This window comes from Halobacillus litoralis (assembly GCF_020524085.2).
Lineage (GTDB): Bacteria > Bacillota > Bacilli > Bacillales > Halobacillaceae > Halobacillus > Halobacillus litoralis_E.
This window is the reverse complement of record NZ_CP129016.1, coordinates 3,414,478-3,432,476: the sequence shown is the minus strand read 5'-3', so window position 1 is coordinate 3,432,476 and position 17,999 is coordinate 3,414,478. Positions and strand designations below refer to the sequence as shown.

Below are 17,999 nucleotides of genomic sequence, written 5' to 3'. Positions count from 1 at the left end.
AACTGACATTGTAAGAAGATTTTAAAATTCACTTTGCATACAGGCTAAAAAAAGTATTATGAGACGAGCTTTAATCCTATTGCAGCCCCTAGAACCATGCCTATAAAAATAACTCTTCTCCATTCTTTTGATTCGCCATATAAAACCATACCTAAAATGGCTCCACCAGAAGCCCCAATTCCTGTCCAAATTGCATAAGCTGTACCCATAGGCAGTGTTTTCATTGAATAAGCAAGGAATACAAAACTTGCTCCAAATCCGAGAATTAATAGTACTAATGATTGCCAATTGCGATCTCTATGCAATTTATTCATCATAGTAACACCAACCACTTCAAATAAACCTGCTAAGATTAAAGAAATCCATGCCATTAAGATTCATCTCCTGACTGCACTTTGTCCTTTGTTACTAATTTCAAGCCAATCACCCCTGCTAATAAAAGTGTAATTAAAAGTATTTTTTCTACTTTTAATGGCACTCCAAAGAATAGGGTTTCAGAAAATACAGTTCCTGCAGTACCTAATCCAACAAAAACTGCATATACAGTTCCTACAGGAAGTTCTCGTCCGGCCATAATCAATACATAGAAGCTGATGATGATTGCAATAATAGTTCCAGCCCATGTCCAAAAGTCATCTGCGTGTTTTAAACCAATCACCCAAAAAACTTCAAAGAAAGCTGCAACAAAAACTTTAATCCAACTTGTGTTCATTTTAACCACACCTCCAATTGTATTATTACCAAAAACAAACAAAAAAAAGCCCGGGAGAAATCTGTATAAACAGGTTTCTCCCGGGCTTTTGTCCCTCCGTGGCACAGCAATGCTGCGAGTTTTCTCTCGGACCAGACCAACAACTTGTTGCGGAACCCTAGAAAACATTTAAGTTAGATTATGTGTTTAATTATACATGACTTTTGTGAAATATTCAAGATGCAAAGTAGAATGGTCAAATGTATAGGAGCTTACAAAATATAATTCACTGCTTTTCTCCACCTCATAACCTGACATATCCAATTGGATTCATACTCATATTCAATCCAGAGTCAAAAAGCTACAGTATTTAGCGCGAGAAGCATAAATTTTGTCATAGAGTATGTGTGGGCATATCTTTCGGAGATTCTTGAAGCTAAAGTATAACATCAACCTGATTTACAGGGTGGAGCTTATAAGTATATGGGAACATGATCGTTCAGAATACCGTCTCTCCTAATCTTTCGATAGCTGAGTTTACTGGTTCAAGCCAGGAAGGAGGAGGGGCTATTTTTTACTTGTTCAAACAAATATAGGTTAGAATTCGTTTCCCAGCTTCCCTTTCTATATATGTATAGAAAGTTTAGTTATGTAAATGTTACTAATAAAGTGATATTATCGGAGGTTAACATGAATTTTTCCAGGCCTCAAATTTTCTTTTTGTTTGTTTTGTTTATTGGGATCTCAAATCACGTTATTTTACTACCACACTTACTCCAAGTATCAAAACGAGATGCCTGGATTGCAGCTTTAATTGCTTATTTCATACTCCTGATATGGACTTTTTTTATTAGGGGAATTTCACTTAAAATCCAACAACAGAGTCTTAAAAGTTGGCTTGATCAAAGAGTGGGGAAGGTGATATCTTCTTTAATCATCTGTTCCCTAATGATTTATATCCTTATCATTGGAGCCATCAGTTTTAATGATCTAATTAGTACTATTCAAATATATTTCCTTCCTGCAACCTCCATTTGGCTAATTACTATTCCGTTTATCACATTATGTACAATAGCCGGTATTTCAAAACTTAATACAATTGTATATCCTGCGATTGTCTGTACTCCAATTGTGCTTATTTTAGGTTGTTTTGTAGCTGTTGCTACTATGAAACAGAAGGAATACTCATATATGTTTCCAATACTAGCAAATAATAGTGGTCATTTATTAGAGGGGATACTAATGATCTTAGGTGCGAATGTGGATTTATTATTATTGCTTGTCATTCAAAATAACCTTAAAAAGCCCTATACCTATTTAAATTTAATTGCATTAATAACAATACTGATTATTCTTGTCCTTGGACCGACTCTTGGTGCAATTGCTGCTTTTGGACCAGAAGTATCCTCTCAAATGAGATTCCCAGCTTTTGAACAATGGCGTTTAGTCCAAATAGGTTCTCACATATCCCATTTGGACTACTTGGCGATTTTTCAATTAATTGTTGGTGTATTTATTAGAGTTTCGTTTTGCATTTTTTTGATGTGGAGAATATGGGAAACGCCATTAATTAAAGTGAAAAGTGGAACCGTATCAATATTTATTGTGATAGCCCTGTTACTTTCATTACCACAAAATACAGATATTTTTATACAGTCATTTATTCAAAAATATTTTTATCCTTCTGCTTTTATTTATGGTTGTTTACTGACAGTAACTTTCTTTCTTATTAGTATCTCGAAGAGGGGGAGGACGGTATAAATGAAAAAGTTAAACAAAGATATAATTGAAGAGAAAATGCAAGCAGAAGAACTGAAAATAGATGAAATGAAAAATTTCTTTAAAGATTATTCCAATGTTAAATTTATCTCAAATGAACACCATTCTAATATTGTAACTTTTTATATGAATGGATCTGTGGACACCCATCAACTCAATCAATTTTATCACTCAATTGTTGAGCTGTTGTCTCAGAATAAACTGAACACTTTTAAAGGGGACCTTCCGCCTGTTGAAGTCTATCATAATTTTAAACAAAGTATAGAAAAAGTGTTTTCGGGATACTTGATGTTTTATAAGCAAGGCGATAAATGTATATACGGTGTAGATATTTCAAAGTTTCCGCAACGTTCTCTTGAAGAATCGAACACTGAAGTCTCGGTTAAAGGTCCAAGAGATGGATTTAATGAAGACTTGTACACAAATTTATTACTAATTCGTAAAAGACTCAACACTGAAAATTTATATACTGAAACCTTAACCGTAGGTGAAATTAGCAAAACAAAAATCTCTATTGTTTACCTAAAGGATAAACTAGATAATAACACTCTAAATGAAGTTCGTCACCGTCTAGAAGATCTTCAGGTTGAGTGTTTAATTAGCAGTGGGCAATTGGAACAATGGATTTCAGATCGGACATTTTCATTGTTTCCTCTATTTGATCATATCGGACGTCCAGATTTTGCAGTTGAGTCTTTAATGAAAGGGAAATTAATAATTGTCATTGATGGTTCCCCGCTAGTTCTCATAGGCCCTGTGAAGATATTTGAACTTTTAGGGTCACCAGAAGATGTTCATTTTCCTTATCATATAGTATTTTTCCAGAGAACATTAAGGGTTGTTGCCCTCTTTTTATCAGTATTTCTGCCAGGGTTCTGGGTAGCTATCGCAACTGTAAATATTGATCTGCTTCCGTTTAATTTGCTAGCTACAGTTGTTATAGCCAGGCAAGGGATGCCTCTCCCATTTATTTTAGAGTTCTTATTTCTGTTATTGCTGTTTGAAATTTTAAGAGAAGCTGGGGTGCGGATGCCAAAACCGGTGGGTCAAACGATTACTGTAGTGGGTGGTTTAATTATTGGAGATGCATTGATTCGAGCTGGTATGGCATCCGCGACTCTCATTGTAGTGATAGCTTTATCAACAGTTGCAACTTATACAATAGGAAATCAGTCACTGATTGGAACATTTAGTCTATTAAGGATTTACATAATTCTTATTTCAAGTGTACTTGGAATTTATGGATTTATGTTGGGGATGATTAGTATTCTTCTCTACCTTTCAAGGTTGGAATCATTTTCAGTACCTTATTTGGATCCTGTTGTTTCATTGAAAATTAAACCCCTGTTAAAGAGAAAGTTGCAGCAATCACTAAAACAAAAAAACAAAGGCTTTTCTAGTAGGCGGAAATGAGGTAGGGATATGAAAAAAATAATGCTGATTGTTTTTTTGTGGATACCGGTACTTTTATTAACTGGTTGCGGTGACGTGAAGGAAATACAAGACTTAAATTATGCAACAGCCATTGGCATTGATTATAAAGATAAAAAATACGTAACTTATGTACAAATGATCAGCTTAAATACCTTAGCAAATACTGAAGGAAGTGGAAGTTCTTCACCGGAGGTTATGGTTTCAGAAACATCAGCCTCAACTTTTAGTGATGCTTTATTCGAGGTATATGATACTTCGCAAGATAGGATTATTTGGTCTCATGTTAGCAGTATCATACTTAGTGAATCTGCTATACAACAAGGTTTTACCAACGTGTTTGATGCTATGATAAGATATTATGAATTTCGCCTTACCCCATGGGTGTTTGGAACAAAAGAGCCGATGCATGATCTTTTGTCTACTCCAGGTTTTTTCAACCAAGGAGCAATGGAGACACTATTGCATAATCCTGAAAATGTACACCAACAGAACTTTTTAATGAGTCCATTAGAGTTGTATATGTTTGCTAGAGAATTTTACGAACCGAATATGACGACTGTTTTACCTGTTCTAAAGATAGATGATAATGAATGGATGAAAAATAAACAACCTGAACCAAAGATCGCCTATGATGGAGGGTTCTTTCTAGAAGACACAGTCTACAAAGGTTTTTTTGAGTTGGATAAATTAAAAGGACTGCGGTGGATTACACCGAATTTAAAGCGAACCGCTGTTCATATAGAGGAAAAAAATAAGGACACTAAGATGCTTGTGGTAATCGAGGATAGTAAGTATAAAATTAAAGTAAACAATTCCGAGAGCAAACCTACATTTAAAATTTATCTGACCTTAAAAGGATATGTTGTAAATCAAAATGAACAATTAACTGTGGGCACAGAGGAAGTTACTAAATTAACTGAAGAATATATAAAAGAAGACATACAACAACTATTTAATTTAAGTCAAGAAACAAATACAGATCTCTTCAATTTTAGTCATTTATTATATAGCAGGAAGCACCAGTATTGGAAAAGTATAAGTAATAAAGATGAATTCTTTAAAAGTGATGGAACAATAAGTAAAATCAATGTTGAGTTTAATCTCAAACATGATGGGGCTGGAAAAAATGCACACTACTGATATATAGGAAGAGCGAGTGGGTACTCACCAACCAAAGATTTTGAATTTAGAGGATGCTTTGATGAGTGTCTTCGGAAAAGATGTACCAGTTATATATGACGTTGATAAAATAGTAAGCCTTTTGCTATTTTTAATTCTTTGCACAAAAAAAGCGCAGCCCTGATAGGCTGCACTTCTATAAAGTTTACATGGATTGATCCGTTGGTCTTACGACAATCTCATTGATGGTCACTTCAGTAGGTTCTTCCAGTGCATAACGGATTGTTCTTGCAATGCTGTCTGGTGTTATTGCTTGCTCATAAAGCTCATCCACTCCGCCTTTGACATCCTCATCGGTGATCGTAGAGGTTAGTTCAGTAGATACCGCTCCAGGTGAGATGATCGTCGCTCTGATTTTACTTTCAGCGGACTCTTCCATTCTAAGTCCATCGGTAATTGCTCTAACTGCAAATTTTGTACCGCTGTACACCGCACTTCCTGGGAATACAACGTGTCCGGCTACAGATGAAATATTGATGATGTGTCCTTTTTTTCTTTCACGCATATGTGGAAGGACAGCAGATATTCCGTATAGCACACCTTTTATGTTCACATCAATCATTTGATCCCATTCTTTTACCTTTTGTTTATTCAAGAAGGACAAAGGCATCAAACCTGCGTTATTCACAATCGCATCAATTTGACCGAATTCCTTTTGTGCATACTCTGCCAGCTCTTCCATTTCTTCATAAGAGGTCACATCTGTTGATTTATAAATAGCATGGCCTCCGTTGTTATTCACTTTATCGGCTAACTCTTGTAAACGCTCTTCACGTCGAGCAGCCAACACAAGCTTTGCTCCTTTAGAAGATAATTCTTTCGCTGTTTCTTCTCCGATACCACTAGAAGCACCTGTGATAATAACAACTTGATCTTGTAGATTTGACAAAATATAGCCTCCTATTAATTAATAAGTGATTTCTTCGATTTCAAACTACTAGTTACCGCTCAAACGCTTTATTAAACATAGATTGGCCGATCGATAGGTTATTAGCCTATTTAACACTTTTCACAATTATTTTGGGCCGGCAGCAAATTTTTGAAAAAGGAATTACCTTATTATGTACTCGCTTCAAATAGATATGAAATGGATGACATTATTGAAATGAACGGCTCTGGTAAAGTTTAATGTTAGATATCTCGAAATCAAGTCTTCATGTAACGGGGGCTTTAGCGTAATAAAGTAAACCGAAAAATCGGTTCCTTCACAACGTTTAGGAACCGATTTTTCATGCTCTAATTTGTTTAACGTTGTATATCCGCATTTTCCGTACTCTACCCCTATGGTGGAATTTATTTTCAATAGGGCGGTCTATTCTATAATAGCGCTTAAAAAGAAACTGATTTAAAATCACTCTTCAGTTTTTAGGTCTAAGAAACTGCTAACTTCTTTTACATAATCCGTAAGTGAATAGGCATTGTATAGACGGCTGGATAATCGGACTGGGTCTCCAAAAAAGTACCTCTCATATTGGGTTTGTCTCGTTCCAAATGAACTCATTGTGAGATCCCAGCCTAACCTGAATATTTTCACTCGATCCTCTGCGTTCTTGGTTGCTGCTTGAAGATACTGATTGAGATCAGCTCGAATAGAGGAATTAAATGCATTTTCAGTAGGCAGACTAACCAGTCCGCTAGCCCCAATTAATTGAATAATTTCGGAGAAGCGGGGATAAATTTTAGGAAAGATGTTATTGGCAACCTGAAGAGGAACAATACTCGGACGCATTGCTCCCCACTGGTCCAATGTTGCATCATTTTCAGACTTTTCTAGTAGAGATTTCATTGTTTCAAGACCAATGATAATCTCTGACAGCTTTTCTTGAATATGTTGATACTGACTAACGTTAATAGTCTGTACAAGAAGCTCAGCCACACCTAAAATGAATTCCGTTTTGACCACTTGTCTGGTTACGACTTGATGGCCCGCAAAACTATGAAAAGAACTTTGGGATGAGAAGTCTGCTGCTACAAGAGCATTGTCATAATAGAATACTCGATTCCACGGAACTAGTACATTGTCGAAAACAAGAATGGTATCCATTTCTTCGAATCGAAAGCTTAAGGGGTGATTAAAGGGAGAATCTCCACCAACAAATGACTCTCTGCATATGAATTTTAAACCCTTAGTATCGGATGGAATGGAAAAGGCAAAAGCTTCATCTTCATTTAGCAAAAAAACCAGGTGTGCTAAAAACTAATACTTCGTCGGTTAATCCGCCTTGAGTAGCTAAGAGACGTGCGCCTTTTATTACTATACCTTCTTCATTTCTATCAACCACCCGGGCAACAATGGGTTCTTCTTCAGAGGATTCTAAATAGGATTCAGAACGATTTACTTGGGGTGAGACAAATGTATGGGTAAAAGAAAGGTCTTTTTTCATCGCCAATTCATATAAGGATTGGATATTTTCTGGGAAAACAATTAGCTCTTCCTTTTAATAAGGGAGAGGAAGAGGCGAAACTCATTATAGCGGTATTGAGGTAATCGGGACTTCTTCCTAGCAAGCCACCTGTCTGTCTAGCCCAATACTCACTTGCTTTTCTTTTTTTTATTAAGTCCTCCTTAGTTTTGGGTTGCAAGAAGGAAAGCCCAACAGAATCCCCGGTTTCTTGGGAATGGAAAGTCATCTCCTCTTTAATATCAGGATCATGCTGCATATTATATAGAGAAGCCTTTGTCTGAATAATTCCTTTGAATGCAGGGTGCTCAGAGATTTTTCCCTTAACCTTTTTTCCATCCAGCCAAATTTCCGTATCCAGCTGATTTAAACGGTTAATAAAATCTGTTCCATTAATAGTTCCCATAATAAAACTCCTGTTTCCTTTATTATTAGGCAAAGTTATTTCTTACTGTATTATTATTCATCTGTGTGTTTGACTGTTCCGTAATTTTAATTGGAAAAGCCCTCTTAAAGGCTCACTGCTTTGGTTAAAGATGTACGGTTCAGAATAGAGATAAAATTAATCGTGGGATAGTGACAGATAATAATGGTCAACCATTGGGGGAAGACGCAGAAATACAAATAAACTTTTAAGGGTGTCAAGAATAACTACATATAACCTGAAGAGGTACTAAAAAATTGTATTTATCTCGATTTCGATCCTTACGCTAACGGGGGCGATTGTTCAATAAAGCAATCGCCCTTTATAACATAAGAGCAAGGAAACTGACGGAGCAGGATACTTGAAGAAGGAATCCAAATAATCGGTATCAAATTATATAATAAATATCATAAGGAGATAACAAACGATGAAGTTCAATACCGTTCATATTGATAGATTATTTATATCATGTACGAAAGGCTGGAATAAATCATGGCAAAAAAAGAAGCACCGAAAATCCAAACAGAACGATTGGTTTTACGTCCGAGAGCGGAAAAAGACATTCCCAATATGCTTAAAATGTTTAACAATGATGAAGTAAGAGAATTTCTTGGAATTAATCCCCCACGTGATGAACACTCAATGTTAGAAATGGTTAGGAATCGTACTGAAACAAAATGGACGGTCGCATTAAAAGATACAGATGACTTCATCGGTGATGTAATGATTCCAGAAATAGCAGAAGGTTATCTTGGCGAAATTGGTTATCGCTTCATGAGGGAGCATTGGGGAGGCGGTTTTGCGTATGAAGCGGTTTCCGCGGTCATTGAGCATAGTAAAAGCACATTAAACCTTAAACGCCTATTTGCTACTATAGATAACAAAAATATGCCATCTAAAAAGTTAATTGAAAGACTAGGATTTACGTTGGTAGCTGTGTTGCCTGAATCGCATTTACACGGCAGAGTTGCCGATGTAGCTTACTATTCTCGTATAGTATAAGCATTTTTACGCTCTCCTGAGAAAAATGAACAAACAGATGAGTGTTTAAATGGAGGGAGATTTTGGGTCAAGCGATATGATTTTAGTGAAGAGTATTAGGTGATTGAAATAGGTATCAATATTGCGATTATGTATAAAGAATTAAGTTAGAAGGGTGAGAGCCAGATACCTAATATTTATCTTCAATTCAATTTATCAAATAATGGGGGCGCTGCTTTAATAAGCTGGTCGGTTTAGTCCAAAGTTTGAAATTTAAATATGGGAGCGTCACTTATGTTCTTATTATCAACAACCTGGTTTAAATGTGGGGGATGTAATTGTACAATTGGTTTTATCGCTTATAGCCTAAATTCTCGATCAACACCGGGAATTTAGGCTTTTTTATATATCCTAAACGTTGAACCCCTTATATAAGTCCAGTCAAAAACGATTGGTTAGCCCATTGACTATATACATACAATGTTGTATATTTATAACATAAAGTTAGATATTTCTAACATGAAGAGGGTTGATACTTTGAAAGTTAAGTATATCTTATTAGGGGTTATTTCATTAGGTATTGTGATAGGAATGCTTCTTCAAGTTTTCAATTTACTGGGTGATAGGGCGTATTTTTCAGCAGCTTTATTTCTGATTGGTTTAATAAGCTTTGTTGGCTACATTTCGTTAATATTGAAAAGGTTATTCCCTGAATTTAAAAATGGATTACCCTCTGATGATGAACGATCCAAAAAGGTGAAATACTATTCGGCTGGTAGGGCATACTTCTTCTCCTTATATATCTGGATTGCTTTACTTGCATTCCAAAAGTATTTGGATAGTGACGATACCTTGATGCTGGGGATATTAGGGATGGTTGTGTCATTATTCGTCTCCTGGCTTATTACAAAGAATAGGAGAGGCTTCGAATAAATGAAAACAAAAATTAAGGAATACAGAGCAAAATACAATATAACTCAATTAGAACTTGCAAAAACGGTCGGGGTAAGAAGAGAAACGATCAGCTTTTTGGAAAAAGGAGAGTATAATCCTTCCCTAAAGCTCGCCATTAAAGTTGCGCGTAATTTTCAGGTAAGTATAGAAGAAATATTCATCTTTGAGGAGAGTGATTTTGATTAAAGAAAGGAGGTGGAGGTGTGTTTGCTTATTTCTTTCATAAAATGAATAAAACTCAGCAAAAAGCCACGATTGCAACAACAATTACTTTATTGGTAGCTGGTGTTGTTTTACTTTTCGTATAAAGCCCCCCTTATAGGCAGGGAAACCCCTCAAAATGTATATCAACAAACAGTTGCCGAGTTTGGAGGTAATGCCCTGTTTCCTTGAGTATTATACAAAGGTGGAGTTTTTTAAGAAACAGGCCACTGATAAGTATTAGAATGTGTACGTTTATGACCAAAAATGGAAGCTTTAATATAGAAGAAAGTCTCCATTTCTTAACAAGAAAAATTATCTTTAACTTTGGAAACACTAAGACACGTACATTACTGTAAATTCCCCCCTATATATCTTGGTTTCAAGTCTTTAAGAAATGGGGACGTTACTGCAATAAGTAGAAGATGGGGATATAACTTGAGACGAACATTAGGTAGGTTTTTAATTTATTTTGTAGTGTTTTTTATCTTGATAATGATTTTTGGATCAATATTCAAACCTTTTGATCTAGGTGTTGGTGGAATAGTTCGAGCATTAGTTATCTCTTCTGCCTCTGCTATTGGATGGACCTTTGTAGTAAGCAATTTTGGAAAGAAATAATTTTTAATGCAAGAGTTTGAAGAACGGATTGAAACGTGGTGAAAGAAATATTAACAGTATTTTATGAATTTATTCTACCTTTATTAGTAATAGGGAGCATTGTATTTTCTGCTATCTATTTAAGTGATAAAGATATCTTCAGGAAACAACTTAAAGAAATAAAGACACATAAGGGCAAGATAACTTTTACAATCATTCTTGTTGTTTTAATCCCATTTGCTATTTTACTCTCGATTCATATTGCAAAGACCATTGCGGATATCTTTGGTTAATCAGAACACTTTAACAAGCGGGGACAATTGTTCCATATGTCTCACCGCTTTTTCCTTAACGAACAGTTTATTTGAACAATACTGAGACAAGATACAAGAAATCATTAGATTTCAGAAATCCTCGGATGTTAATAGTTTCTAAAACATTGACCACATGATTAATATTCCAATCGCGATTGGAATGAGGGACGCGATAATGAGAAGAGATTTTGCAATCCAATATGAGCTACCCATAATACGATAAAAGATAGAGTTTTCATAATTATAATCGTCCTTTTGCATCCATTTATTTTTCTTGATTTCTTTTTTATGTGCTTCTTCTGTGTATTTTGTTATAACTAAGTAAAGAAAAATGAACCCACCTATGAGGAAAAAGAATAAAGGGAAAAAGTCTTTGGTTAATTGCATATGAACATCACCTAAAATATAGTTTATACCATTATATAAGATACATTCTAATAGGTTAACGACCGCCAATGTAATATAATTTTCATTATCTCGAAATCAAGTCTTCCAGAAACGGGGGCATTTGTTGAACATTCAAGGAGCTAATCGTAGCTCTTTTTTTTATTGAACATACGGGAGGTTTAGTTTAGGAAGGTCATTGTTTAAATTTAACTAGAATATGTATGTAATAATGACCCATAACTAATTAAAGGTGGATTCGAAATGGATAAAAGAGTTCAATTCGATTTTGAGATCGAATTTACTAATGGCGGTGGGATACAAGGTCATGAATTCCGGCTTGATATTGTTGAAGATGACATTACTGACGAAGAGTTAGCAAAGTATATTGTCGAGGATATGAGGTTGTTATTGGTTGGTGAGGTTAGAATATTAAACAAAAAAATAATTATTGAAAAACATAAACGAAGACCTGCTAATGAGTAGTCTATCTTAAGCAAAAAACAGGCGAATGGGGAGGTCTTATAAAAAAGGGGCGTTTGTTCAATAAGAGCAAGAGTCCCCATTTTTTATCTTAATAATAGATGAAGGGGTATTAATGATTTAAAAAGTATTGAATATTATGTAAAAAAGCGATATGATGTCCTAATATTTATTTTTGTGAAAAAATTAAAACATATATGGAGTGGGATTGTATGGAAGTTGAAAAATATTTAAAAGAAATGCCTGAGTTTAAAACGGAAAGGTTAACACTTAGAAAGCTTGCATCTTCAGATTTAGAAGATGTCTTTAGTTTCTGCTCCAACCCTAAAGTAGCGCATCCTATGACTTGGGAAGTAAACGAGTCAAGAGAGGTAACCAACGAGTTTTTACATATGGTCATTTCAGGTTACGAAAAAGGTGAATCCGGTGAATGGGCCATAGAGTGGAATGAAACAGGTCAAGTGATCGGTGTGGCCGCTTTTATTGATTGGAACAATAAACATAAGTGCGTAGAATTGGGATATTTTTTATCCGAAGATTATTGGGGAAGAGGTATTGCTACGGAAGCCCTCCAAGAACTTGTTCATTATGGATTTAGTAAGTTATATCTGAATCGAATTGAGGGGAGATCCGATACGGATAATATCGGTTCTCAAAAGGTGATGAAGAAACTAGGCATGGAATATGAAGGCACTTTAAGAAAGAATGAGTTTATTAAGGGTGAATTTAGAGATACGGAAGTGTATTCGATATTGGAAAGTGAGTATGGACCCTTTTTGAATAACGTGTAAAACATATCCAATAATAATCAGACAAAAAAGCACCATTCGTTCCTGCGAATGGTGCTTTTTTATTAACAGCTGAGTTGAGGATTGCATCCAATCGACATACAGGGAAAAGGAGTTTAATGAGAGGGAGTATGTATGTATTTCAGGCGGATCTTATGAAAAAATTCATTTGAAAGAAACGTAACGGTTAACTACTTAACTTAGATGAGTCAAAAGAAGGAGATGGTAGAGAAAATGTAGAAATCATAGGAAAGGAAAATACATAATATGGAATTGTCGAATAGTACATAAGAGAAAAGAGGAGCAGCTGTGACTCTCACATTCTTCCGGAAATCGATCTACCAATTCAGCCTGACGTCCATGGGTATCATCTTAATTGGATCGCTTCCTTATTTATTCTTTAACATTAAAGCTCAGATGTCGGTATTGTTGATGATTGAAAGAAAAGAGTTGAATAATACACCTCTTTCTGCACGATACGATTGTGTTAAATGTCCATGAATATGGGGTGCACATGTGGAATACCATACGACTCATTTTTACAGGTGGGGCGCTGGAGTACTATCATCGGGGGAAGTACTTTCCGCTTTTTCCTGAGTTGATGGAGTTATTTAGCAAGTCTATGATGTATCTACTTTTAGGGTTGGCCCTTGGTCTGGTTGTGGCTGTTCTAACAACCATGCTGATCATGTCGTTATCCAACAAATTCCGTGCGTTCCCTAAAATGGTTTTGTTTGTTCTGGAATCACTGCCTGATATCTTTATTATCCTGGTCCTTCAATTGCTTATTGTGTGGATCTACAAGAATACGAATGTCCTACTCTTTTCTATCACAAGTACTATGGATAGCGATCCATGGTTACTTCCTGTTCTTGTATTATCTATTCTTCCTGGCATTTATGTAACGAAGTACCTGTTATTAGCCTTTGAGTTTGAAGAAGAGCAGCCGTACGTGAAGTTAGCCTTAAGCAAAGGGCTGAGCAAGTGGAGAATATTGTTCATTCACATGTTTCGAAATTCTGTACTGACCTTATTCAACCACTTTAAAAGTATCTTCACTTTTGCTTTAGCTAATCTACTGATGTTGGAAATCATCTTTGATATTGATGGGTTTATGACGTTCATTTATGAGCATAGTGTTTTGAATCCTGAAATTTTGACGATTAGCTTATTCCTCGTGTTTGTTCCCTTCTTCATTCTATTTACCATCATTCAATGGATGTTGGAGGCGAAGTTTTTGAAGGGAGGGGTAAGGGTTGACTAATTTGAGTAAAGGCTTGGTTTTTATCGGTTCTGCTTACCTTATTGTCTTAATGATCGCAAGTTTTGGATTCAGCTTCTTCATAGAACCTGAACTGGCTGAACCGGAGAAGTTATTATTTGACGATAAAGGCAATATCCTTGCTCTGGCACCCTTTCCACCTTCCATTCATTATCCATTAGGGAGTGATATTGACGGGAACAGTTACCTCGTTAAAGTTATTGAGGGCGCGAAATATACCATCGGACTCTCGGTAATCATTGCTTTCGGAAGAATTCTTTTATCTGTGGTTGGTGGGTATTTGCTGTTTTTACTTCCGGCTTCGATTAAACGTCTGTTTCGAGGCTTATCCGATACGTTGCATTATGCTCCTGCCACGATTTTTACATATGTGCTCATCACCCCGGTCGTTTTAACATTTAGCTGGAGCTATGATGTGACAACGAAAATTGTGTTTCCTTGTTTAGTGATCATTGCTGTTAGTGTGCCTGTGTTGTCTTTATATGTACAAAAAGAAATAGACCTTGCTTTAGAGAATGAGTTCATCGATAGTGCACGAATCATGGGAGCAAGTAGATTCCACATCTTTAGAAAACATATTGCGCCTTACCTTACCCCGAAAATATTCATCACGTTTGTGCAGCAAATCGGTCAATCTCTAATTATTTTTGCGCATCTCGGATTATTAAATATATTCATAGGAGGAACTGAAACGAGAGTGATGGAATACGACGTTATGACAGGAGAGGCCAGGGCCGAAACCTTTTCGATGTCGAACGAATGGGCGGGTATGATTAGTGATAACTTTCAGTATATGAAACCTTTCCCATGGATGGTTCTTGCTCCTGTTACTGCCTTTGCTTTGACGATACTTGCCATCAACGTCATTGTTTATGGGCTGGAAGCGAAGCGGAAACCGAAACGAGCGAAAGGATTGAAACAAGCGAGTGAACCTGTAGACGTTTCTTGGGACAAAGAAAAATTTCGTATGGTCAAATAATTCGATCACCATGAATCGATGGTGAGTCTTGGCTTATCTATAAAAGATCTTTCATCCAATCAATGGTTCCCATATTCATCGGATAAGAGACGATGTGGAATAGGTGCGAGGGTAAATGTTTTCCTTCTTCTTTTCATATAGTTTAAGAAGTGGTGGAGAGGAGGAAGAGCGTGAGAAAAGATCACGTCCCATTGATTGTGATTCCTGGTTTATTCGGTTCGATGAGTGATGAAATCATTCCCGGAACGGGCGGGTGGAGTTTCGGTCTTGCCGGGATGGTCTATGAACCTTTTGTGCTCATGTTGGAGACGATGGGGTACCGGAGAGGTAAGAACTTGTTCGTCTGTTTTTATGACTGGAGTCAGAAAATAGAGCATTCTGCGAGCCATTACTTGCTGAAGACAGTTGCTCTCGCTAAGCGGCAGACAGGGGCGGAACGGGTGAATCTCGTCAGTCACAGTATGGGAGGCTTAGTTGCAAGGGCGTATGTTCAAGGGGACGAGTACCAGAATGATGTCGATCAGCTGATTCAACTCTGTACACCTAATGCCGGATCAGCACCGAACTACAGCTATTGGACCGGTGGAGAGCTGCCGACAGCGCAAAAGGGTAAACTCAACTTCGTGCACTTTTATATGCGGTGGTATTTGGAGTATTTGAGCTATCATTACAAGGGGAACCGGATGGATGTGATCCATCAGCACTTTCCAGGTTTACACGATATCTTACCTGGGAGCGATTACCAGAATTATTTAATCATGAATGACCGGGGCAACCGCACCCTTCTTCCTTATCCTCAAATGAAGACGACCAATGCTTTTCTTGATTCGCTGAATGCTGAACGGGGCATTATAAATGAACGGAACATTGATGTAACGGTCATCGCAGGGTCGGGAGAAGAATCGATCAAGTATTTGGAAGTCATTCCTTATACAGGCACAGGAGCGTGGGTGGATGGCAAGGTAACCGCTGGCTCTTATACGAATGACGGGGACGGGGATGCCATTGAAGAAAGTGTTTTTCTGCTGGACGGAGACCACTACACAGTCGAGGGAACACATATTGAAGTCCTCTACAAATCCAAGGATATCCTTCACAGAAAAATCGGATCATACGGCTGACGTCAATATCCTTGAATTAAAAAAAGCACAGGCCAAATCAATGGCCTGTGCTTTTTAGCGGAGCGGTTGCTCAGGGGCCAATACAAATCTATGATGACCTGTAAAATATTTGTATCCTTTTTCTCTACCCCTCGATTATAATAGATTGGTAAGTATAAAATGGTAGAGGAAGATGACGATTGAAAAGGTTGATGTTGCTGTTTCTCACGGTGGTCATGTTGGTATGTAGTTTCCCGGGTGCTGGTTTTGCAGCTGTGAAAGAAAGTGATTTGGAGGTCTACCTTTCCGAGCTTCGTTGGACAGAAGCGGAGTTAGAGACTTATTTATGGGAGTATTATGATTTGAAGCTTCGTGATTTTGATTCATTGGAAGAATTAAAAGATTTTCTTGGTCCGGTGATCACAGAGGAAAGTTTACAACAGCTGCTGGATGACTATGGCCTTACCCGACAGCAATTGGATGATATTCTTGCTGAATATGGTGAAACGGTAGAAGATTACACGTTTATTGATGATATTGAATTCTACTTGATTGAAGAAACTATAGATATTGACTATGAAGATATGTTCAGCGATTTTGGACTATCGGATGAAGAACTGGATCGTTTGTTTCTTCACTTGGAAAGTCTCGATGATGAAGCCATTGAAGGAAGATTGGGTGGGTTGTACGAACGCTTGATGGCCTTTGAAGAATTTGAGTCTGCCACTGAATTGTCGGCGGGACAAATCGCAGAGTTGTTATCCATCATGCAGGAAATGCTTGACCTGTTCGAGATCGATGCGACGTTCTTTCTCGTGAAAAGTGGAGAAGAAATGCCTGTGACTTTGGCAGATCTCATTCAGATGACAGATGGAGGAGGCTATGATTTGAAAATTGTTCTACACAATCTTCAAGGAGAATTTTTAGCTGACTTTATTCTGACGAATGAGATGTTTGGTTCTGAGCTGCTGCAAGAGACGGCGAAAGATCTGCCGACGGTCGAACAGGCAGTCACGGCTCAACAAGCTGCGGACAAACCAGAGGCGAAAACGGGAGGAAGTGCTCCTGAGGGCGTTGAAAAAACGGTCAAAGGAGAGCGTCTTCCAGTAACTTCCGGCGAGTACCTTTCTAAAGTGTTCGCCGGTTTGAGTGTCATGGGGATTGGGGCCTGGTTCGTCCTTTACTTCCGTAGACAGGGTGCATAGAAATGGGAGCAAGGCAGCACCGTAAGAGGAACTTTTTGTTATTGTCAGTTGGCGTCGGACTGATCCTATTCGGTTGGTGGTACACAAGTTCCAACCTCCATCCTTTAGTGAAAGGGTACTTTCTTTATAAAACGAATGCCGCACCGGTCGTTGATTCAGAAGAAAAGGAATCAGCCCTTTCTGTCAAAGAAACAGACAGCGATGCCGGCGAACCTTTGTACACATCGGTTCCAGATATCGGGGATCACATGGGGGAGCTCATCATTCCTAAGCTTGATGCAAGTCTTCCAATCTATCATGGTACGGATGAGGATGAATTGGAAAAAGGGGTGGGGCACTTTGCTGGAAGTGTGCTCCCGGGGGAACAGGACAATACAGTATTATCCGGTCACCGGGATACCGTCTTCCGCCGCCTGGATGAAGTAGGTGTCGGTGATGAGTTGACCGTCAAGTCTGAAGCGGGTGTGTTCACTTACAAGGTCCGGAAGGTGAGAATCGTCGATCAGGACGACCGTACGATCATCGTTCCCAAACCGAAGGCCACGTTGACGGTTTCCACCTGTTATCCTTTCGATTTTATCGGCCCTGCACCAGAAAGATATATTCTGATTGCTGATTTAATAGAGAGCGAGCGGTAAAAAAAGAGACGGGTGAATTCCCGCCTTACCCTTAAACAGAAGGTTTCCTGAGCAATGAACAAGAAGCGCCCATCCCCACGGAGGATCGGCGCTTCTTTATTTATGGAAAGAGGTCAGCAGAGCTGATCCCCTGTCTCATTTGTTCGCGATTTGTATTTTTTAAGGATTCCAGGTTGTTGTT

General features: G+C 37.6%; 18 protein-coding genes, 1 pseudogene and 1 riboswitch. Of the genes and pseudogenes, 14 read left to right on the top strand and 5 right to left on the bottom strand.

Translation table 11 applies throughout. The features are described 5' to 3' along the window. Positions 1–56: 56 nt before the first annotated feature. Together LC065_RS17550 and LC065_RS17545 are read right to left on the bottom strand one after the other, a co-directional pair. Positions 57–371, bottom strand: coding sequence for a DMT family transporter (locus LC065_RS17550; RefSeq protein ID WP_226588586.1), 315 nt, complete (start codon positions 369–371; stop codon positions 57–59). Further along, on the bottom strand, positions 371–712 hold the full coding sequence (locus LC065_RS17545) for a DMT family transporter (protein WP_226588588.1): 342 nt from the start codon (positions 710–712) through the stop codon (positions 371–373). The genes LC065_RS17550 and LC065_RS17545 overlap by 1 nt, the downstream gene beginning before the upstream one ends. A gap of 75 nt (positions 713–787) precedes the next feature. Then, positions 788–884, bottom strand: a riboswitch (guanidine-I (ykkC/yxkD leader). Positions 885–1,381: 497 nt separating this feature from the next. On the opposite strand from LC065_RS17545, the gene LC065_RS17540 reads away from it, so the two are divergent. The 3 genes from LC065_RS17540 to LC065_RS17530 are packed head-to-tail and all read left to right on the top strand — an operon-like array spanning position 1,382 to position 5,044. After that, on the top strand, positions 1,382–2,452 hold the full coding sequence (locus tag LC065_RS17540; protein ID WP_226588590.1) for an endospore germination permease: 1,071 nt from the start codon (positions 1,382–1,384) through the stop codon (positions 2,450–2,452). Next, on the top strand, positions 2,453–3,883 hold the full coding sequence (locus LC065_RS17535) for a spore germination protein (RefSeq protein WP_226588592.1): 1,431 nt from the start codon (positions 2,453–2,455) through the stop codon (positions 3,881–3,883). Between the two features lie 9 nt (positions 3,884–3,892). Beyond that, positions 3,893–5,044 carry a Ger(x)C family spore germination protein gene (locus LC065_RS17530; RefSeq protein WP_226588594.1) on the top strand — a complete coding sequence of 384 codons (1,152 nt, stop codon included), beginning with the start codon at positions 3,893–3,895 and terminating at the stop codon, positions 5,042–5,044. Between the two features lie 184 nt (positions 5,045–5,228). On the opposite strand, the gene LC065_RS17525 is transcribed toward LC065_RS17530, so the two are convergent. Both LC065_RS17525 and hpaB read right to left on the bottom strand, forming a co-directional pair. After that, positions 5,229–5,972: an SDR family oxidoreductase gene (locus tag LC065_RS17525; protein ID WP_226588596.1), complete on the bottom strand. Its 744-nt coding sequence runs from the start codon at positions 5,970–5,972 to the stop codon at positions 5,229–5,231. A gap of 462 nt (positions 5,973–6,434) precedes the next feature. Further along, positions 6,435–7,891: pseudogene (gene hpaB, locus LC065_RS17520) on the bottom strand (4-hydroxyphenylacetate 3-monooxygenase, oxygenase component). Between the two features lie 510 nt (positions 7,892–8,401). On the opposite strand from hpaB, the gene LC065_RS17515 reads away from it, so the two are divergent. The 3 genes from LC065_RS17515 to LC065_RS17505 all read left to right on the top strand — a co-directional run bounded on the left by LC065_RS17515 (position 8,402) and on the right by LC065_RS17505 (position 10,030). Next, positions 8,402–8,911, top strand: a complete 510-nt coding sequence (locus LC065_RS17515; protein WP_226588602.1) for a GNAT family N-acetyltransferase — start codon at positions 8,402–8,404, stop codon at positions 8,909–8,911. A 516-nt stretch (positions 8,912–9,427) separates the two neighbouring features. Continuing rightward, positions 9,428–9,823, top strand: coding sequence for a hypothetical protein (locus LC065_RS17510; RefSeq protein ID WP_226588605.1), 396 nt, complete (start codon positions 9,428–9,430; stop codon positions 9,821–9,823). Beyond that, on the top strand, positions 9,824–10,030 hold the full coding sequence (locus LC065_RS17505) for a helix-turn-helix transcriptional regulator (RefSeq protein WP_226588606.1): 207 nt from the start codon (positions 9,824–9,826) through the stop codon (positions 10,028–10,030). Between the two features lie 1,046 nt (positions 10,031–11,076). Here LC065_RS17505 and LC065_RS17500 read toward each other — a convergent pair. Further along, a complete protein-coding gene (locus LC065_RS17500; protein ID WP_226588608.1) occupies positions 11,077–11,346 on the bottom strand; it encodes a hypothetical protein in 270 nt (89 codons plus the stop codon). Positions 11,347–11,607: 261 nt separating this feature from the next. On the opposite strand from LC065_RS17500, the gene LC065_RS17495 reads away from it, so the two are divergent. The 8 genes from LC065_RS17495 to LC065_RS17460 all read left to right on the top strand — a co-directional run bounded on the left by LC065_RS17495 (position 11,608) and on the right by LC065_RS17460 (position 17,818). Next, positions 11,608–11,829 (top strand): cyclase, encoded by a 222-nt coding sequence (locus tag LC065_RS17495; protein ID WP_226588610.1) that lies wholly within the window; start codon positions 11,608–11,610, stop codon positions 11,827–11,829. Between the two features lie 209 nt (positions 11,830–12,038). Beyond that, a complete protein-coding gene (locus LC065_RS17490; protein ID WP_226588612.1) occupies positions 12,039–12,617 on the top strand; it encodes a GNAT family N-acetyltransferase in 579 nt (192 codons plus the stop codon). Positions 12,618–12,923: 306 nt separating this feature from the next. Then, complete coding sequence (locus LC065_RS17485) at positions 12,924–13,115, top strand: hypothetical protein (RefSeq protein WP_306163595.1); 192 nt, start codon at positions 12,924–12,926, stop codon at positions 13,113–13,115. A gap of 13 nt (positions 13,116–13,128) precedes the next feature. Beyond that, the gene (locus LC065_RS17480) at positions 13,129–13,878 is read left to right on the top strand and encodes an ABC transporter permease subunit (RefSeq protein WP_226588614.1); all 750 of its coding nucleotides are present in this window, start codon (positions 13,129–13,131) and stop codon (positions 13,876–13,878) included. Further along, complete coding sequence (locus LC065_RS17475; protein ID WP_226588616.1) at positions 13,871–14,875, top strand: ABC transporter permease subunit; 1,005 nt, start codon at positions 13,871–13,873, stop codon at positions 14,873–14,875. The genes LC065_RS17480 and LC065_RS17475 overlap by 8 nt, the downstream gene beginning before the upstream one ends. 170 nt (positions 14,876–15,045) lie before the next feature. After that, positions 15,046–15,996 carry an esterase/lipase family protein gene (locus tag LC065_RS17470; protein WP_226588618.1) on the top strand — a complete coding sequence of 317 codons (951 nt, stop codon included), beginning with the start codon at positions 15,046–15,048 and terminating at the stop codon, positions 15,994–15,996. A 179-nt stretch (positions 15,997–16,175) separates the two neighbouring features. Beyond that, complete coding sequence (locus tag LC065_RS17465; protein ID WP_226588621.1) at positions 16,176–17,180, top strand: processed acidic surface protein; 1,005 nt, start codon at positions 16,176–16,178, stop codon at positions 17,178–17,180. A gap of 2 nt (positions 17,181–17,182) precedes the next feature. Continuing rightward, entirely contained in the window at positions 17,183–17,818 is a 636-nt protein-coding gene (locus LC065_RS17460) for a class D sortase (RefSeq protein ID WP_226588623.1), read from the top strand. Positions 17,819–17,999: the final 181 nt, after the last annotated feature.